This is a genomic window from Streptomyces sp. NPDC030862, from assembly GCF_055571835.1.
Map to the genome: position 1 here is coordinate 1 of NZ_JBVIEN010000001.1, position 14,945 is coordinate 14,945.

General features: G+C 72.1%; 16 protein-coding genes and 1 pseudogene. 9 read left to right on the forward strand and 8 right to left on the reverse strand.

Going from position 1 to position 14,945, the window contains the following annotated elements; all coding sequences use genetic code 11:
* Positions 1-970 precede the first annotated feature (970 nt).
* A complete protein-coding gene (locus ACZ42X_RS00005) occupies positions 971-3,634 on the forward strand; it encodes a helicase associated domain-containing protein (protein WP_468282201.1) in 2,664 nt (887 codons plus the stop codon).
* A gap of 161 nt (positions 3,635-3,795) precedes the next feature.
* Here the strand turns inward: ACZ42X_RS00005 and ACZ42X_RS00010 are convergent, their stop codons facing one another.
* Both ACZ42X_RS00010 and ACZ42X_RS00015 read right to left on the reverse strand, forming a co-directional pair.
* Positions 3,796-4,164, reverse strand: coding sequence for an STAS domain-containing protein (locus ACZ42X_RS00010; RefSeq protein ID WP_468282204.1), 369 nt, complete (start codon positions 4,162-4,164; stop codon positions 3,796-3,798).
* On the reverse strand, positions 4,161-5,546 hold the full coding sequence (locus ACZ42X_RS00015; protein ID WP_468282207.1) for a PP2C family protein-serine/threonine phosphatase: 1,386 nt from the start codon (positions 5,544-5,546) through the stop codon (positions 4,161-4,163). The genes ACZ42X_RS00010 and ACZ42X_RS00015 overlap by 4 nt, the downstream gene beginning before the upstream one ends.
* A gap of 229 nt (positions 5,547-5,775) precedes the next feature.
* Here ACZ42X_RS00015 and ACZ42X_RS00020 point away from each other — a divergent pair, with 229 nt between their 5' ends.
* From ACZ42X_RS00020 to ACZ42X_RS00040, 5 genes are all read left to right on the forward strand, one after another.
* Positions 5,776-6,018 (forward strand): hypothetical protein, encoded by a 243-nt coding sequence (locus tag ACZ42X_RS00020; protein WP_468282210.1) that lies wholly within the window; start codon positions 5,776-5,778, stop codon positions 6,016-6,018.
* A 410-nt stretch (positions 6,019-6,428) separates the two neighbouring features.
* Complete coding sequence (locus tag ACZ42X_RS00025; protein WP_468282213.1) at positions 6,429-6,587, forward strand: hypothetical protein; 159 nt, start codon at positions 6,429-6,431, stop codon at positions 6,585-6,587.
* Between the two features lie 760 nt (positions 6,588-7,347).
* On the forward strand, positions 7,348-8,196 hold the full coding sequence (locus ACZ42X_RS00030) for an ATP-dependent DNA ligase (protein ID WP_468282216.1): 849 nt from the start codon (positions 7,348-7,350) through the stop codon (positions 8,194-8,196).
* 105 nt (positions 8,197-8,301) lie between these two features.
* The gene (locus ACZ42X_RS00035) at positions 8,302-8,544 is read left to right on the forward strand and encodes a hypothetical protein (protein ID WP_468282219.1); all 243 of its coding nucleotides are present in this window, start codon (positions 8,302-8,304) and stop codon (positions 8,542-8,544) included.
* 318 nt (positions 8,545-8,862) lie between these two features.
* The gene (locus ACZ42X_RS00040) at positions 8,863-8,991 is read left to right on the forward strand and encodes a hypothetical protein (protein WP_468282222.1); all 129 of its coding nucleotides are present in this window, start codon (positions 8,863-8,865) and stop codon (positions 8,989-8,991) included.
* Positions 8,992-9,280: 289 nt separating this feature from the next.
* Here ACZ42X_RS00040 and ACZ42X_RS00045 read toward each other — a convergent pair whose 3' ends face one another.
* The 3 genes from ACZ42X_RS00045 to ACZ42X_RS00055 form a co-directional block, all read right to left on the reverse strand.
* Entirely contained in the window at positions 9,281-9,916 is a 636-nt protein-coding gene (locus ACZ42X_RS00045; RefSeq protein ID WP_468282225.1) for a hypothetical protein, read from the reverse strand.
* Positions 9,917-10,005: 89 nt separating this feature from the next.
* Positions 10,006-10,521 (reverse strand): hypothetical protein, encoded by a 516-nt coding sequence (locus ACZ42X_RS00050; RefSeq protein ID WP_468282228.1) that lies wholly within the window; start codon positions 10,519-10,521, stop codon positions 10,006-10,008.
* The gene (locus ACZ42X_RS00055) at positions 10,518-10,907 is read right to left on the reverse strand and encodes a relaxase domain-containing protein (protein WP_468282231.1); all 390 of its coding nucleotides are present in this window, start codon (positions 10,905-10,907) and stop codon (positions 10,518-10,520) included. Before ACZ42X_RS00055 ends, ACZ42X_RS00050 begins: the two co-directional genes overlap by 4 nt.
* 293 nt (positions 10,908-11,200) lie before the next feature.
* Here ACZ42X_RS00055 and ACZ42X_RS00060 point away from each other — a divergent pair.
* Both ACZ42X_RS00060 and ACZ42X_RS00065 read left to right on the forward strand, forming a co-directional pair.
* Positions 11,201-11,359: pseudogene (locus ACZ42X_RS00060) on the forward strand (glycerol-3-phosphate dehydrogenase); the annotation flags it as partial.
* A 471-nt stretch (positions 11,360-11,830) separates the two neighbouring features.
* Positions 11,831-12,340, forward strand: coding sequence for a hypothetical protein (locus ACZ42X_RS00065; RefSeq protein ID WP_468282234.1), 510 nt, complete (start codon positions 11,831-11,833; stop codon positions 12,338-12,340).
* 18 nt (positions 12,341-12,358) lie between these two features.
* Here the strand turns inward: ACZ42X_RS00065 and ACZ42X_RS00070 are convergent, their stop codons facing one another.
* The 3 genes from ACZ42X_RS00070 to ACZ42X_RS00080 all read right to left on the reverse strand — a co-directional run bounded on the left by ACZ42X_RS00070 (position 12,359) and on the right by ACZ42X_RS00080 (position 14,134).
* Complete coding sequence (locus tag ACZ42X_RS00070; protein ID WP_468282237.1) at positions 12,359-13,213, reverse strand: DMT family transporter; 855 nt, start codon at positions 13,211-13,213, stop codon at positions 12,359-12,361.
* Between the two features lie 137 nt (positions 13,214-13,350).
* Entirely contained in the window at positions 13,351-13,566 is a 216-nt protein-coding gene (locus ACZ42X_RS00075; RefSeq protein ID WP_468282241.1) for an e9imm peptide, read from the reverse strand.
* 190 nt (positions 13,567-13,756) lie between these two features.
* A complete protein-coding gene (locus ACZ42X_RS00080; protein WP_468282244.1) occupies positions 13,757-14,134 on the reverse strand; it encodes a phage holin family protein in 378 nt (125 codons plus the stop codon).
* 385 nt (positions 14,135-14,519) lie between these two features.
* Between ACZ42X_RS00080 and ACZ42X_RS00085 the strand changes: the two genes are divergently transcribed.
* A complete protein-coding gene (locus ACZ42X_RS00085; RefSeq protein ID WP_468284134.1) occupies positions 14,520-14,861 on the forward strand; it encodes a hypothetical protein in 342 nt (113 codons plus the stop codon).
* Positions 14,862-14,945 lie beyond the last annotated feature (84 nt).

Sequence of the window (14,945 nt, forward strand, 5' to 3'; positions counted from 1 at the left end):
CCCGCGGCGCGGGTACCACAGCGCTGCGCGCTGTGCAAGCGAACACCCCTGCTTCGCAGGGGTGTTGCGCTCCCGCTCCGCGGGAGCGCTGGCGGGAGCGCAGCGTCCCGCCAGCCCCCGGTGCTGCGCACCGGGGGTGACGCTCCGTTCGCTGCGCTCTCGGAGCTGTGGGGCCTTCGGCCCGCATTCCGGGCTTACGCTTCGCTTCAGCCCGGGCCGGCGGGTCCGCTGCGCTCCCCCGCCTCAACGGTCCTTCCGGCTGCGCCTCCAGAACCGCCTGGGCTCGCTGGTGCGGGACGGGCTGGCTACGAGGGTGGGGGTCGCTCGTTCGTGTCGGGTTCCAGTGTAGCGCGTGCATCAGTTTGATGCAGCATGTACCGTTGGCGGAAATACGGGACACCCCCCAACCACCCTGACCGGGCCAAGGCTCGGTGATAGAAAAGGGAAATCATGTGGAGTGCTCAGGATGTGGCGCGGGATCAGGTTAGGCGCCAGGCAAACGGCCTCGATATGACCGCCATTGCGGAGAAGGTTGCGGAGGCGGCTGTCCGCGAGCATGAGACAGCGGAGCAGTTGAGGCGAGGCGGTCCCTTCTCCGAGTTCGGGACGGACCCGGAACGGCTGGCTGCCCCCTGGGCGGCAAAGCATGTGGAGTGGCAGCGTGTCAGAGGCCTGATGGCTCAGACCGGTTGGGGCGCGTACGAGCCGGAGCAGGACACCCAAGGCTCCAAGTGGGCTCAGGGGCGCAGAGAGCGGCGTGACGGTGCTTTCGCAGCCCGGGCCGCCTTCGAAGCGCGGCGGCGGGAGGAGGCGGATGAGGTGCGGGCGGATTTGTGACTGTCGGCGGCGCCCAGCCGGCTGATCCGGGAGGCGGCCGATCGGGCCGGGCTCATGCCCGGCCAGGTCCTGGCGCAGCTCGCCGAGCGGGTCGTGGTCGCGGTCAGGAAACAAGTTAGGGGAGGATATCTAAATGCCGGGTCTTCAGCTCAAGGAACACCAGGTCGACCAGAAGGCGGCTTTCCGCAAGTGGGTGGGATTTCCTGCAAGGTCATCTGTGCCCCCGCAGGGGGCGCGGGCCACGATCGTGTCAGCGACCGGGTCGGGCAAGACGATCATGGCGGCGGCGTGCGCGCTGGAGTGCTTCCGGGACGGGCGGATCCTCGTGACCGTGCCGACCCTGGACCTGCTCGTGCAGACCGCCCAGGCGTGGCGCCTGGTAGGTCACCGGGCCCCGATGGTCGCGGTGTGCTCCCTGGAAAACGACGCGCTGCTGGGCTCGCTGAGGGTGCGCACCACTACCAACCCGATCCAGCTCGCGCTGTGGGCCGGGTCCGGGCCGGTCGTCGTGTTCGCCACGTACGCCTCCCTGGTGGACCGCGAGGACCCGACGGGTCAGCGGAAGGTTCGCGGGCCGCTGGAGGCCGCTCTGGCGGGCAGAGAGCGGCTCTACGGGCAGCGGATGGCGGGCTTCGACCTCGCCATCCTGGACGAGGCACATGGAACCGCTGGTGATCTTGGTCGGCCGTGGGCGGCGATCCACGACAACACCCGGATCCCGGCCGACTTCCGCCTGTACCTGACCGCGACCCCGCGCATCCTGGCCGCGCCCCGGCCGCAGAAGGGCGCTGACGGCCAGGAGCTGATGCTGGCGTCGATGGGCCAGGACTCCGAGACGTACGGGCCGTGGCTGGCCGAGCTGGGGCTTTCGGAGGCGATCGAGCGGGGCATCCTCGCGGGGTTCGAGATCGACGTGCTGGAGATCCGCGACTCCTCCCCCATCTTCGGGGAGTCTGACGAGGCGCTGCGGGGCCGGCGCATGGCGCTGCTGCAGACGGCGCTGCTGGAGCACGCCGCAAGGTGGAACCTGCGCACCGTGATGACGTTCCACCAGCGGGTGGAGGAGGCGGCCGCCTTCGCTGAGAAGCTGCCGGAGACGGCGGCCGAGCTGTACGTCAACGACGTCTCCGACGAGGATCTGGCGAAGGCCGAGGCCCTGCCGAAGTCGTCGATCGACGCGGAGTTCTACGAGCTGGAGGCCGGCCGCCACGTGCCCCCGGACCGGGTGTGGGCGGCGTGGCTGTGCGGCGACCACCTCGTCTCCGAGCGGCGCGAGGTGCTGCGCCAGTTCGCGAACGGCATCGACGCGAACAACCGGCGCGTGCACCGGGCGTTCCTGGCGAGCGTTCGCGTGCTCGGGGAGGGCGTGGACATCACCGGCGAGCGCGGGGTGGAGGCGATCTGCTTCGCCGACACCCGCGGATCGCAGGTAGAGATCGTGCAGAACATCGGCCGGGCGCTCAGGTTGAACCGCGACGGCTCCACCAAGGTGGCCAGGATCATCGTGCCGGTCTTTCTCCAGCCCGGCGAGGACCCGACCGACATGGTCGCCAGCGCCAGCTTCCGCCCCCTCGTAGCCGTACTCCAGGGCCTGCGCTCGCACGATGAGCGCCTGGTCGAGCAGCTCGCCTCTCGTGCCCTCACGAGCGGCAAGCGCAAGGTCCACGTCCGACGCGATGCGGACGGGCGGATCATCGGGGCCGGCGGTGAGGGCGGCAGCGAGGACCAGGACGACACCGACGCCGCTGCCGAGTCCGCTCTGCTCCACTTCTCCACGCCCCGGGACGCCGCGACCATCGCGGCCTTCCTGCGTACGCGCGTGTACCGGCCGGAGTCGCTGGCGTGGCTGGAGGGCTACCAGGCCCTGCTGCGCTGGCGGAAGGAAAACGAGATCACCGGCCTGCACGCCGTCCCGTACGACACCGAGGTCGAGGTCGGGGCGACGAAGGCGTTTCCGCTTGGGCGATGGGTGCACCAGCAGCGCAAGACACTGCGCGCCGGCGAACTTGACCCCCACCGCAAGGAACTGCTCGACGCGCCCGAGGCCGGGATGGTCTGGGAGCCCGGCGAGGAAGCCTGGGAAGCCAAGCTTGCCGCGCTCCGGTCCTACCGGCGCGCCACCGGCCACCTCGCACCCCGGCAGGACGCGGTCTGGGGCGAGGGCGAGGCCATGGTGCCCGTGGGGCAGCACATGGCGAACCTCCGGCGCAAGGGGGCGAAGAACGGCCTGGGCAAGGATCCGAAGCGGGCGGAGCAGCGTGCGGCGCAGCTGGCCGCGATCGACCCGGACTGGGACTGCCCGTGGCCGCTGGACTGGCAACGCCACTACCGCCACCTCGCCGACCTGGGCGAAGCCGACGGCAGCCTGCCCGACATCCAGCCCGGCGTGCTCATGGACGGCGACGACATCGGCACATGGCTCCAGCAGCAGAAGCAGCCGGCCGTCTGGGCGCGGCTCATGCCCGAGCAGCAGGAGCGGTTGTCCACGCTGGGCATCAAGCCGCTTGAGGCGCCGTCTCCCGCCCCGGCAGCCAGGCGCGCGGCGAAGGGCCCGAGCAAGGCGCAGCAGGCGTTCCAGCGGGGTCTGACCGCGCTCGCGCAGTGGGTGGAGCGGGAAGGCGCGGGCCGGCCGGTGCCGCGCGGCCACAGCGAGGAGATCGCAGTCGACGGGGAGGAGGAGCCGGTGGTCGTGAAGCTGGGGGTGTGGGTCTCGAACACCAAGAGCCGTCGCGACAAACTCACGGCGGAGCAGCTGGGCGCGCTGCGGGAGCTGGGCATGGAATGGGCATCCCACTAACCCGGCGGGGAAAGGCAGCATCCGGTGTGCTGTACGCCGCGGCCCGACGTGTAGCGCCTGGCGGAGCGGATGAGCGCGCGTCGCGACCAGTACGTTGGTCGCGGCGCGCGCTTGGCCATGTGCTAGCCAGCTGTTGGAGCCGCCCTGGGGAGCGAGAGGTTTCAGGCGGTGGTGCGGTTGCCCTGGCGTGCGGCAAGCGCGGCGTCGGCGCTGGGGTAGGCGGGCAGGAAGGTGTCCATCCCGGTGACGCTGAGCAGGCGGCTCAGCCGGTCGGGGATGGCCGACAGGGTCAGCGAGCCGTCGGCTTCCTTGGCGCAGCGCCAGATGCCGACGAGGGCGCCCAGCCCTGAGGAGTCGCAGAAGGTGACGCCCGCCAGGTCGGCGACCAAATGGGGGTGGCCGTTCGTGATGAGCTCGAGGGCGCGGGCCCGCACGGCGGGTGCGGTGGTGATGTCGAATTCACCGGACAGTGCGAGCACGGCCAGGGTGCCGTCGGTGTGCGGGACGTCGATGTGGAGTGCGTCGGTCATGGGCGTCGGTTCTCCTGCCCGACGGAGGCGTCGGCGGTCGGGGCGGCGCTGTGGGCGGTGGTGGTGATACCTGCGGGAGCGGCATCGGGTGGGGGGACGGACAGGGCCAGCAGCGCCACGTCGTCGCGTTCGGTGTCGGGGAGGGTGTCCAGGAGCGCGACGGTGTCGTCGATCAGGGAGCCGGCACTGACCGGCGCCGGTCGGCGGGCGAGGAAGTCCATCAGGCCCGTGTCGGCGAGCATGTGGCCATCGGCGGTGCGGGCCTCGGTCAGCCCGTCGGTGTAGAGCAGCAGGCCCTGGCCGGGCGCCAGGTGCAGGGTGCGTGAGGCGAAGGTGGCTTCGGCGATCGCGCCGACCAGCATGCCGCCCTTGGCGCGGACCGCTTCCACCCGTACACCGCCTTCCTCGGTGGGGCTCAGGTGGTAGGCGGGCGGATGGCCGCCGGTGGCCAGCGTGACTGTGAAACCGCCGTCCCGGTCCGGATCGAGCAGGCCGAAGATGGCAGTGCAGAAGCGGGTACCGACCGCCGCGTCCAGCAGCAGCGCCGTGTTCAAGGCCTTGAGTGCGGCCGTGGGGTCCGCGTCGACGAGGGCTGCGGCCCGCAGCGTGTAGCGGGTCAGTGAGGTGACCGAGGCTGCTTCGGCGCCCTTGCCGCACACGTCGCCCAGGAAGAACGCCCACCGGCCCCCGTCGACGGGGAAGACGTCGTAGAAGTCGCCGCCCACTTCCTGCGGGGAGGCGGTCTTGTAGTGGCAGGCCAGTTCCAGCCCGGGTACCGCGGGCAACGCGGGAGGCACCAGGGTGCGCTGCAGGGTGGAGGCGAACGCGGCGATGGCCGCCTTGTCCCGCTCCGCCCGCTGCCGGGCCTCTTCCTCCGCCTGGCGCTTGTCCTGCTCGACCTTGCGGCGCTCCTGCTCGGCGCGTACCACGCGCAACGCCGACAGCCGCAGCTCCAGCTGGTCACGCACCACCGCCGCCAGGTCCGCGAGCGTGGCCGAATCCGCCTCGCTGATCTCGCGGGGGCGGGTATCGAGGACGTTGACCGTGCCCAGCCGGTACCCGTCGGCGGTGATGATCGGAGCGGCGGCGTAGAACCGCACCCCCATCGGACCGGCGACCAGCGGGTTGGAACAGGCGACGGGGTCCAGCAGGGTGTCGGGGATGACAGTGGTGTCATCCGTCAGGACCGCCGAGGCGCACAGCCCCGGATCCCGGCCGATCTCGGTGACGCCTTCCAGCCCGTGCGTGGCCTTGAACCAGATCCGGTCCTCGTCCACGATCGTCACCGTCGCCACCGGAACCTCGAACAGACGCGCCGCCAGCGCCGCGACCCGGTCGTAGGCGCCGTCCGGAGGGGTGTCGAGAATGTCGTAACGGCGCACCGCCGCCAACCGTGCCGCCTCGGCCGACGCGGCCACAGGCCCGCTCGGTGCTATCGCAGGAGGACTCGCTTGCTCCGGCATAACCCTCGTCTCGCTCATCCCCCCAGGAAGGCGCCGACCAGGCAGTCAGCACCCAGGCACTGTACCCAAGCGCCTCAGCGCACCCGACCCGACGACGAGCTTCGCGGAAACAGCCGCAACTCGGCGCAGTGGTCACCGAAAGGCGAACGTGACGGCCTTCGCGGCCCGGCGGTTCGTCGACCGCAGCCTGCTGGTCGACCTGAGCGCGAACCCGGACAGGGACGCTGCACCACCCCGGCCAGGTCGACCAGGTCTGCCCCGTGAGGACCTGGCGGACCTGGTCGCCGCCGACACTCCGCTCGGGCCCGAGCAGGCCGCCGCCCGCCTTCGGGTTCGCCGTGCCGCCTTCGGCCACATGGTGATGCTCTCCTTTCCGCAGCGGACGCTTTGACGTGCGCCACGGGGATACCTCTGGCCAGGGCAGCGGAGAGGCGGCTGGCGTCAGTACGCCACCACCGGGACGAGTATGAGGACCCTCGAGCGTGCGTCGCCAGGGCAATGTCAGCTGGGGCGGATTTGTCCTCGCCGTGACCGCTTGTAACGCCGCACTCTAGTAGTTGCCCGAAGCGACGCCATCCCGGGCGGGTGACCACCCGCCTACGGCTGCGGGCCGGTCTTCCCCCCGGGGGGCCGGCCCGTTCGTTCGAGGTCAGGTCGTCGTGCAGCGCCCACCCCGCACCGGCCGGTCCCCTCCTGCGTCAGCGGTACCGGCTGAGGGGCTCAGCCACATACGTGCCGTCGGACAACACCGCATCGGTCAGCTCGAACCTCTCCCGGCGGCCGGTGGGAAGGGTGTGCTTGATGACAGTCCTCGCCAGCAGGGTGCTAACCGTCCGGACCGGGTTGCCGTCCGCCGCCATCGTGCCCGGCAGCGTGTACGTACGGGCCTGCGCACCGCCCGGGGCGTCGGGGGCGGACGAAGCAGCGCCCGTACGCGCGGCCGTACGGCTGGCGGCGTGAGCGCGGTGGACGCTGCGACCCTACGGCGACCGCGGCACGGAGCGCGCGACGGGACGGCGCCGTAGCCCCCGTACGCAACGGCGCGCGTACAGCTCCCGGCCGCTGCGGCGGCGGGCAGGGCGGGCAAGCAGTCCCGGAGAAGGCGGCGAACGCACGACAGGCGCGGTACGGCGGCCCGGCGGCGGACTGGTACAAGGCCGGCCCCAGGCGCTGCGGGTGGACTGCGGGGGCAGACAGACCGCGGCCCCGGCACGCGCGGCCGCAGCCGTACGACGTGCACCAGCTCGGCACCGGTACGGAGCGGCCCGGCCGTACGGCGGCGGAGCAACGCCCGAACGGCGCCTGGACGACACACGATGGCAGCGGGGCCGCCGGCGGCGCGATAACCCGGCGCGGAGCGGTATGGCGCAGCGCAGCAGTTCGGCGGCGCCGCGGAGCGGCGAACGGTCGGACCCGCACGGCGACGGCAGCGCGAAACGCTCGGCGGGAAGCAGCGTGGGAACGAGGCGTCGGCGCGGCGTGCGCTGTGGAGGTGGCGGGGCGGAGCGGCCACCGGCCCGAGCGCACGGCGACTTAGAAGGTGTGGGACAACACCGCGAGCGGCGCGGAGCGGACGTCGGCACTCGCGGCGGCGGGCAGCGGAGCGGCGACCGTACGACGGGCGCGGCGGCGCGGCTCCGTATGGAGCGGCAGGCGTACGGCAGGCGCGGGACAACGGCGAGGCGGAGCGGGGAGGCGGAGCGGGGAGGCCCTACGGTCGATGGTATGCGGCGGAGCGCGGGGGGAGCTGAGCGGCGCGGCGGATCCGGGTTCGCTGCGGGCAGAGCGTGGCGACCCCGGCGCGCGCGGCCGCGGCCGGCGCGGCACGGGCCGGCGCGGGTGGCCGGCGCACTTCGTCGCGTTCGATCTGCTGCGGCTGTCGGGAACGGACACGACCACGTGGCCGTACCGGCGGCGCAGGGCGGCGCTGGAGTCCCTGTTCGGCCCACGGCGGCTGTCGGCGCGGCGGGCGCTGTACCCGTCGACCACCGAGGCGGACACGGTGCGGGAGTGGCTGACGTGGGCGTCGGTCGGGATGGAGGGCGTGGTCTTCAAGCGGCTGGACGATCCGTACCGTCCGTCGGTGAGGGGCTGGCAGAAGTACAAGACGCGCGAGACGACCGGGCGGTGGTCGGCGCGGTCTCGGGTCCTGTGGCCGGGCCCCGGACGCTGCTGCTGGGCCGGTACGACCCGGAGGGCGCCTTCAGTACGTCGGCCGCAGCACCACCCTCGCCAAGACGGCCGGTACGACGGTCGCGGGGATACTCCACCGCGCCCGGCGCGGGCATCCGTGGACGGGCTGGTCGTTCTCCACCGGGTGGGCAGCAACCAGACGCTGGCGTCACGCTGGTGGAGCCCGAGCTGGTGGTGGAAGTCGGCGTCGACGTCGCCCGCGACGCCTCCGGCCGCTGGCGGCACGCTGGCACCGGGCGCGCCCCGACCTCTCCCCCGCCGACGCCCCCCGCTGGTCGCCAGCGAACTGACAGCGGCACGGGCGCTGAGTTCGACCGGGTTCGCCGTGGCTTCCGGACGGGTGATTTTCCCCTCGCGTACGCGTGCGCGGTTCTAGCCGTGCGGGTCTAACTAGCCCATTTTCAGCGGTTGCTGACGCTTTTCATGTGTTCTGTCATGTTCTATTCCGCCGTTTCGAGGCGAACGAGCGAGAGGTGATCTCATGCGACGAACCGAGTACGACGCGGGCCAGGCCGCCAAGCGCCTGAAGGTGCCCGCAGCCGCCTTCCGGTGGGCCCGCCACACCGGCCTCACCTCCGCCCCCGACGTGTCGTCGTCCCGGTGGTCCCGGGCCGCTGTGGAGGCGCTGGACGCCGACGCCGTCCGGGCCGCGATGCCCTCCCCGCCGATCTCCGGCGGCGCGGCGGCCGACCGGATCGCCGACGCGCTCGGCACCCCGACGTGATCAGCGAGAAGGCCAACGTGACGGCGTTCGTGGTGCGCCGGTTCGTCGACCGCGGCCTGCTGGTCGACCTGAGCGCGAACCCGGACAGGGACGCTGCACCACCCCGGCCAGGTCGAGGAGGTCTGCCCCGTGAGGACCTGGCGGACCTGGTGGCCGCCGACACTCCGCTCGGGCCCGAGCAGGCCGCCGCCCGGCTCCGGGTGCGACGTGCCGACTTCGACCACATGGTCCGGCTCGGATGGGTCCGCTCCCCGCAGTCGATCGAGGTCCGCTTCGGTACCAGCCGGGCCGGGGCCGTCGACGTCGCGCTTCTACACCATGGCGTCCGTCGACGCGGTCGTCCCCGCCCACCCCGAGGTCGACTGGGAGCAGCTGCGCGCGGTGGAGAAGGGCCGGCGCTCTCCGCGCGCGGCGCTGCGCCCGGAGCCGGCGCCCGTACCGGCGTAAGCCCTCCGGGGTGCTGCTCCCGCCCGCGCCCCGGGCTGCCCGGAAAGGCGGCCCGGGGCGCGGGCTTTCTTGCGAGCCGCTCACGCGTGCCCGGCCGGGTTCCGGGACACCGCGCACCGTGAACCCGTAAGCGCCGTCGCCACCGATGTTCACGGGCACCAGAGCGCCCTCGTCGGTGTACTCGACGAGGCTCTCGTCGCCGACGATCCGGTTCACCGAAACGGCACGAGGGCCGTCCACCCGGTGTTCCGGATGGACGGCCCTCGTTCTCAGCAGCACGCGACCGGGTTCAGTTCAGGGTCTCCAAGACCTCGGCGGGGGCCGGCGCGTGCTCCCGGGCCTCGCCGTCGACGGTCCACGAGCCGTTCCACTCGATCCGCCGGACCCGCCCGTGGCGGTTCTCGTACTCCACGAAGCTGCCGGGCGCGCCCTCCAGGAGCTCCAGCTCCCGGAGCAGCACGTCGGGGGTGGTGAAACCACGGAGGTCGCCTTCGCTTCCTCCGCCGGTGCGCGTGTTGTCGAACTTCATCCGGAGGAACGGCATGGCCCCACGGGTCATGTCCGCCGCGTTCAGCATCCGCTTGAAGCGGAAGAACGCCTCCTCCGGGGTCTCGTTCCCGGAGAACTCGCGGACGTACGCCGGGAAGACCCCGACCACGACCTCGTTGAGCTCCTCGTCCCGACCCACGTAGTAGCCGTGGATGTCGGGCTGGATCGCCACCAGGGCGTCGAAGTCGTACCCCGGGTGGGAGAACCCGGGAACGACCTCGAAGGGCCGGGGGTCCTCCCCGAGCCCGGCACGGTGCTCACGCGCGAACGTGAGCACCGACCGGGCCAGATCCTCGTCGAAGGAGTCTCGGGCGTTCACCTGATGGACGCGCGTCCCCTCCGCGTTCATCGCCAGCGAGAACACGAACCGGGACATGGGCGACCAGCGCCACGCGTGAGAGAGGCCAGGAAACTCCTCTACCCCGGGGATTTCCCGTACGGCCTGCTCCACATCACATGCCACCCTTAGCCTCCTTTTAATTCGAGTAGTTGGGACCCGGCAGGCTCACCCCTCGCCACTACGCCCTGCTCGATCCGGAGGTCACCGCGTGGCAGGACGTGCACCTCCTCGACGCCCATCATGACAGCGGCTATCCCCACGAGCACGGGCCGGCGTCCTTCGAGGAATGGGCGGATCCGGGAGAATTCTCTGTGCTTGCCCAAGGCCAAGTCGTGGTTGACGGACATGGCGTGGATTTGAGGGAGCGCCTCCGTCGTCAACGCCTGAAGGGCGATGCGCTGAGCCTCGCTCCGCACTTCCTTGGGCGCGGTCTCGGACGCAGGGACGCTGTCGGAGAAGAGCTGCAGCTGCATCCCTTCTATGGGCTCCGGACCACCGGAGGGTTCGCAGGCAGCCGTGTGCGTCAGGTCTATAAGCTTGCCGTACACCTGCTCGGCGATCGCATCGGCCGGCTGTTCCGGCGTGCAGACGATGTCGTTGGGGGTGACGGTGGGCAGCGGGCGCTCGCGGATGCGGATCACGATGTGCCCCGATGCCATGAGGGCAGGGACGCCTGCGCCCGGAAGGTGAAGTCCAGGGCGAGCAAGGGGGTCGCCTTGCGTCGCTCGGTCTCTTCGATCGGCTGGCCCAGGACGGTCGCCAGCCGGGCCGTCTCCGGGCCCACGCTGTCGTCCATGCGCTCGCGCTCGATCCGGTCGGCGTCCGGGTGCCGGAGCTGCCCGAAGACCAGCTCCATCTGTTGCTCGGTCGCCGTCTGCCCGGCGGTGAGTCCGAGCGCGGCCAGGCCGCGCCCCATCCACACCCCGGGCGGAAGCCCAGCCTCCTCCAGGGCGCCCTTCAACGACTGGCCGACCGGACGGCGACCGTCCCCGAAGGCGCCCCCCCGGCACGTAGTAGCGCCACGCATTTCGCCTCTGCACCTTCGCAACACTCAGCATCCCGGCAGCGAACACCGACCCTGACCTTCGGAAAAGCGCGATCCCGTGGGACGAGGGTTCACCGGAACTTCACGGCCGCCGGGCGCCGACGGCTGGACCAGGATGCCGGCGACGCGCAGCAGGTCGCCGGGCTGGATGCCGTGCAGCAGCCCGTCGGTGATGCAGGGGCCGGCGCTGGTGCAGGTGACGACCGTGTCGGGGGCGCCCTCATCCAGCGAGTAGATGTCGGCGGGCCGGACGACCAGGTCGAAGGTGGCGGTGCCACGCGGGCCGGGGGGCGGAACTCGTCTGGGCGGTACGCCACGAGGGCGCCCTCGACGAGGGCGACCTGCTCGACCGGCGCACCCGGAGCGGTGTGGTGCCGCACGACCGGGCGGCGGCGCTGGGCGCGGCCCGTGAGGCGCTGCGCCAGGAGGAGGGCGGGCCGGCTGGCTGCGCACGCCCCGTAGGACGGCGGGCGCCGGTCGCGGCGCCGACGGGTCGCAAGCCGGTCGGTCGCGGCGCTGGTGGGTGGCGGCGCTGGCCGTTGCCGCGCCGGTCCTTTGTCGTGCGGGGCAGTACTGTGCGCCGCTCAGTTGCTGCGCCGGGCGAGGTTGTAGAAGAGGATCAGCACGGCCACGGCCATCACCGTCACGTGCAGCCAGGCGGGTGCGGCCGAAGCGTCTTGCGAAGCGGTCACGAGGTGATTCACCAGTGCCTCCGATCCATGTCGTCGTTCGTGTGGTGGTGTTGTCGTGTCACGCTCCGCGCGTACCCGGGGCGGCGGGGCTGACGCGACGGCAGGGACCCCTTCACATCGCAGGAGCACCGTTCCGAGACGAATGTCGGTGCGGCCGCCTAGGCTTCACGACGAATGGCTCGTACGGGCCGCTTCGGGGGGGGAGGGCGGGGCATGTGGTTCGAGCAGGTCTTCACGTACACGTGGCCGCACACGACCGGGTGGCCACACCGGCCGGCGGAGCAGGGGCCGTCGGTGCTGTCGGTCGCATACGAGCCGCCGGAGGGGGACGGGCCCCGGCGCTGGCTGCTCCTCGCCGGGCTGCCCGTCTTCAGTGAACTGCTGGCCTTCGACGACGCGGCACACGCGCGGGAGTTCGCCCGCGCGGTGCTGGATCTGCCGACGGCACCCGTCCGCTACGAGCGCGAGCTCCACCTGATCGACAGCAGCACGCGCACGCTGGTCTCGGGGCCGGCCGAGGAGGAGCGCTTCGCGACGCTGAGCGTCGGGCGCGATCCCGACGACGGGATGCGCGCCTACTTCGCCTACCAGTCGTACGTCGACTTCCCCGGAACCCCGCACATGACGGCCCTCGGCCTGGAGGTCATCTGCGACGACGTCGACGTGGAGCGGGCGCACACCGAGGCCCGGGCCCTGCTGGCGGCGCTGGACGAAGACGGCTGATCGGCCCGGCCGGCCCCGTCACTCGCGAGCGCTCTCGGCCCGTGCCAGGGCGAACACGCCGACCACCACCAGGCCGCCACCGAGCACCTGCGGCACCAGCCACCAATGGCCGCGCAGGTGCTCCTCGTAGAGCAGCACGCCCAGCGCCAGGCTGACGGTCGCGTCGCCGAGGGTGAGGGCCGGCTGCGACGCCACCAGCGGCCCGCCCTGAAGAGCGTGTTCCAGCAGCAGCAGTGCGCAGATCCCGCACACGGCGAAGGCGTAGGTGTGCCAGGTGGTGAAGAAGGCGGTGACGCCCTCGTCGTCAAGGATGTGCATGGACGTCTTCATCAGGGAGGCGGTCAGCGCGTAGCAGACCGCGGTGGCCGCACCGAGGCATCCGGCGCGGGCCATGCCCGGGGGTCTGCGCAGCGCGGTGGCCGTCAGCAGGAGGACGACAGCGGCGCACACCGCCAGGGTGATCACCCACCGGTCCAGGGGCACGTGGGTGCGGTTGCCCTCGGGCGAGGCGGCGAGCATGGCGACGACGAGCCCGGTGACCACGGCGGCCACGGCCGCCCACTGGCGCGGCGGCAGCCGCTGACGGTCCGCCAGGGACCCGAACAGCAGGGCGAGCGGCAGCTCCAGGATGAACAGCGGCTGTACGAGGGCGAGTGGGCCGGTCGCCAGGGCGGCGGCCTGGCCCACGCCGGCGACGATCACGGCCAGGATGCCGGCCAGCCAGAGGGGCTTGCGGAGCAGGTCGATCAGCATGCCCGGGCGGAAGCCTTGCGTCTGGGGGACGGTCAGCGTGGCACGGCGCTGCAGGACGGTGGCGACCGCGTTGGCGGTCGCCGCGCACAGCGCGAAGAGGGTGGGAAGGAGGACGCCCATCCGCCGATCCTCGCCGCGCACACGGTGCGGACGGCGACAGCACGGCCGTGTCCGGCCGGTCGGGTGCCATCGTTACGGCCCGCCGAACGGGGGGGGCGGGGGCGCCCGGCGGGGCGCGGTACGAACCTGAGGGTGCGTCACATAGCGAACGGCTTGTATCCCAGGGCCCGGTCAACCACCTCCGCAGCGGTTGACTCCTGCCCGTCCTTGGGCCAGAAGATCAGATCGGAAACATAGCCAGTCGGGCAGGCCAGAGCTCTGTCGAGCTCGTCCAGGACCCCTGCCATCTCGTCCTCGTCGTACTCAACATCCATGACCTTCTGCACCAGCGTGATTGCCGTCTCGCGGGTCATCGGCAACTGCACCCACCCTTCACGAGCAGCAGCACCTTACTCAACGGCATGATCGGCCGGACAGCTCCTGGGCCGGCTCTCGGCGATGAGCCCGGCGGAGCAGCGCCCGACCGCCGGTCCCCAGGCCATGGGCCCACGGCGGGGTCCGGCGGCCGGGACCCGTGAAGGACCCGCGGGGCGGGGTCCGGTGTCAGGCGTCCTTAAGCTCGTCGACTACGTGGCGGACCACGTCCACCGAAGAGTGCAGTACCTCACGGGAGGCGGCGCGGGCCACGCGCATGCGCTTGGAGCCGTAGTGGACCAGGACGGAGGCGCCCGACGCGTAGACGACGGTGAGCGCGCCCGTGACCTTCTCGGGCGCCCAGACCCGTTCCAGTCCGCGCAGCAGCGTCGAGTGGGCCGACAGCAGGGCCAGCAGCCCGCACGCCCCGCCGGCCGCCAGCGCCACGACGCCGTGGCGCGCCTCCGACAGGCCGAGTGCCGCCTCGTCCCGCGCGGTGTCGATGTCCTCGCGGACCGTGGTGTCCTCCCGGACCATGGTGTGAACGTCCTCGGCCGACTGCCTCATGACGCGCTGGTACCCGGTGCGGGCCCGGGCACACCGCCGTTCGCGCCCGCCGCAGCGGTGCGGGACATCGGGTGCGGCGCACCGGCGCGTGCGAGTACCGGACATCGCCGGGCGGTGCGGCACACCGGGTGCGGTGGCGCACCGGAGCGGTGCGCGCACCACGGTGGCGTCCATCGTCACCCGGCGCACCGAAGTGGAGCCCACCGAGTGGAGCCCACCCGGTGGGCGGTGCCCAGCATCGTCACTACAGCCAGGGGGTGGAGTGCCGCACGCGGGACAGGGCGCGGGCATCGCGGCGCGCTGCCACGTTCCCGATCCAGCTCTGCCGGGAGCGAGGCCGGCGCGACTGCCCGGCGGCCGGCGCCAGGCCCGAGAGACTGGCCCCATGACGACTGCCAGGCTGATCCGGGATTCCGCCGACCCGCTCGCGCAGGCCCTCTGCACCGTTCAGGACCTCGGCGTCAGGGTGCCTCCCACGGACATGGTGATCGCGTACACCGGTCACGGCTGCGTGGTCCGGGTGGCCGACCGCAGCAGCGCTCACCGCGAGGTGGTCGAGCAGTGCTTCCGCGCCGCGTTCCCGGAGGCCGGCTGGGGGGTCGAGGTGCGTTACGGCGGCGGCCCGACGATGCAGCACCCGGCGGGGCTGACCCGGCTGTCGGCCGGGGAGGCCGACCGCTCGACACTCCCGGCTCCAACGGTTCCGGCGGAACCGTCGAATCGCTGACCCGCATGGCCGCGCCCCGCCCAGGAGGATCCGGGCAGGGCGCGAGACCGCCAGGCGGCTCGGGGTCAACTCTTCGTCCGCGAG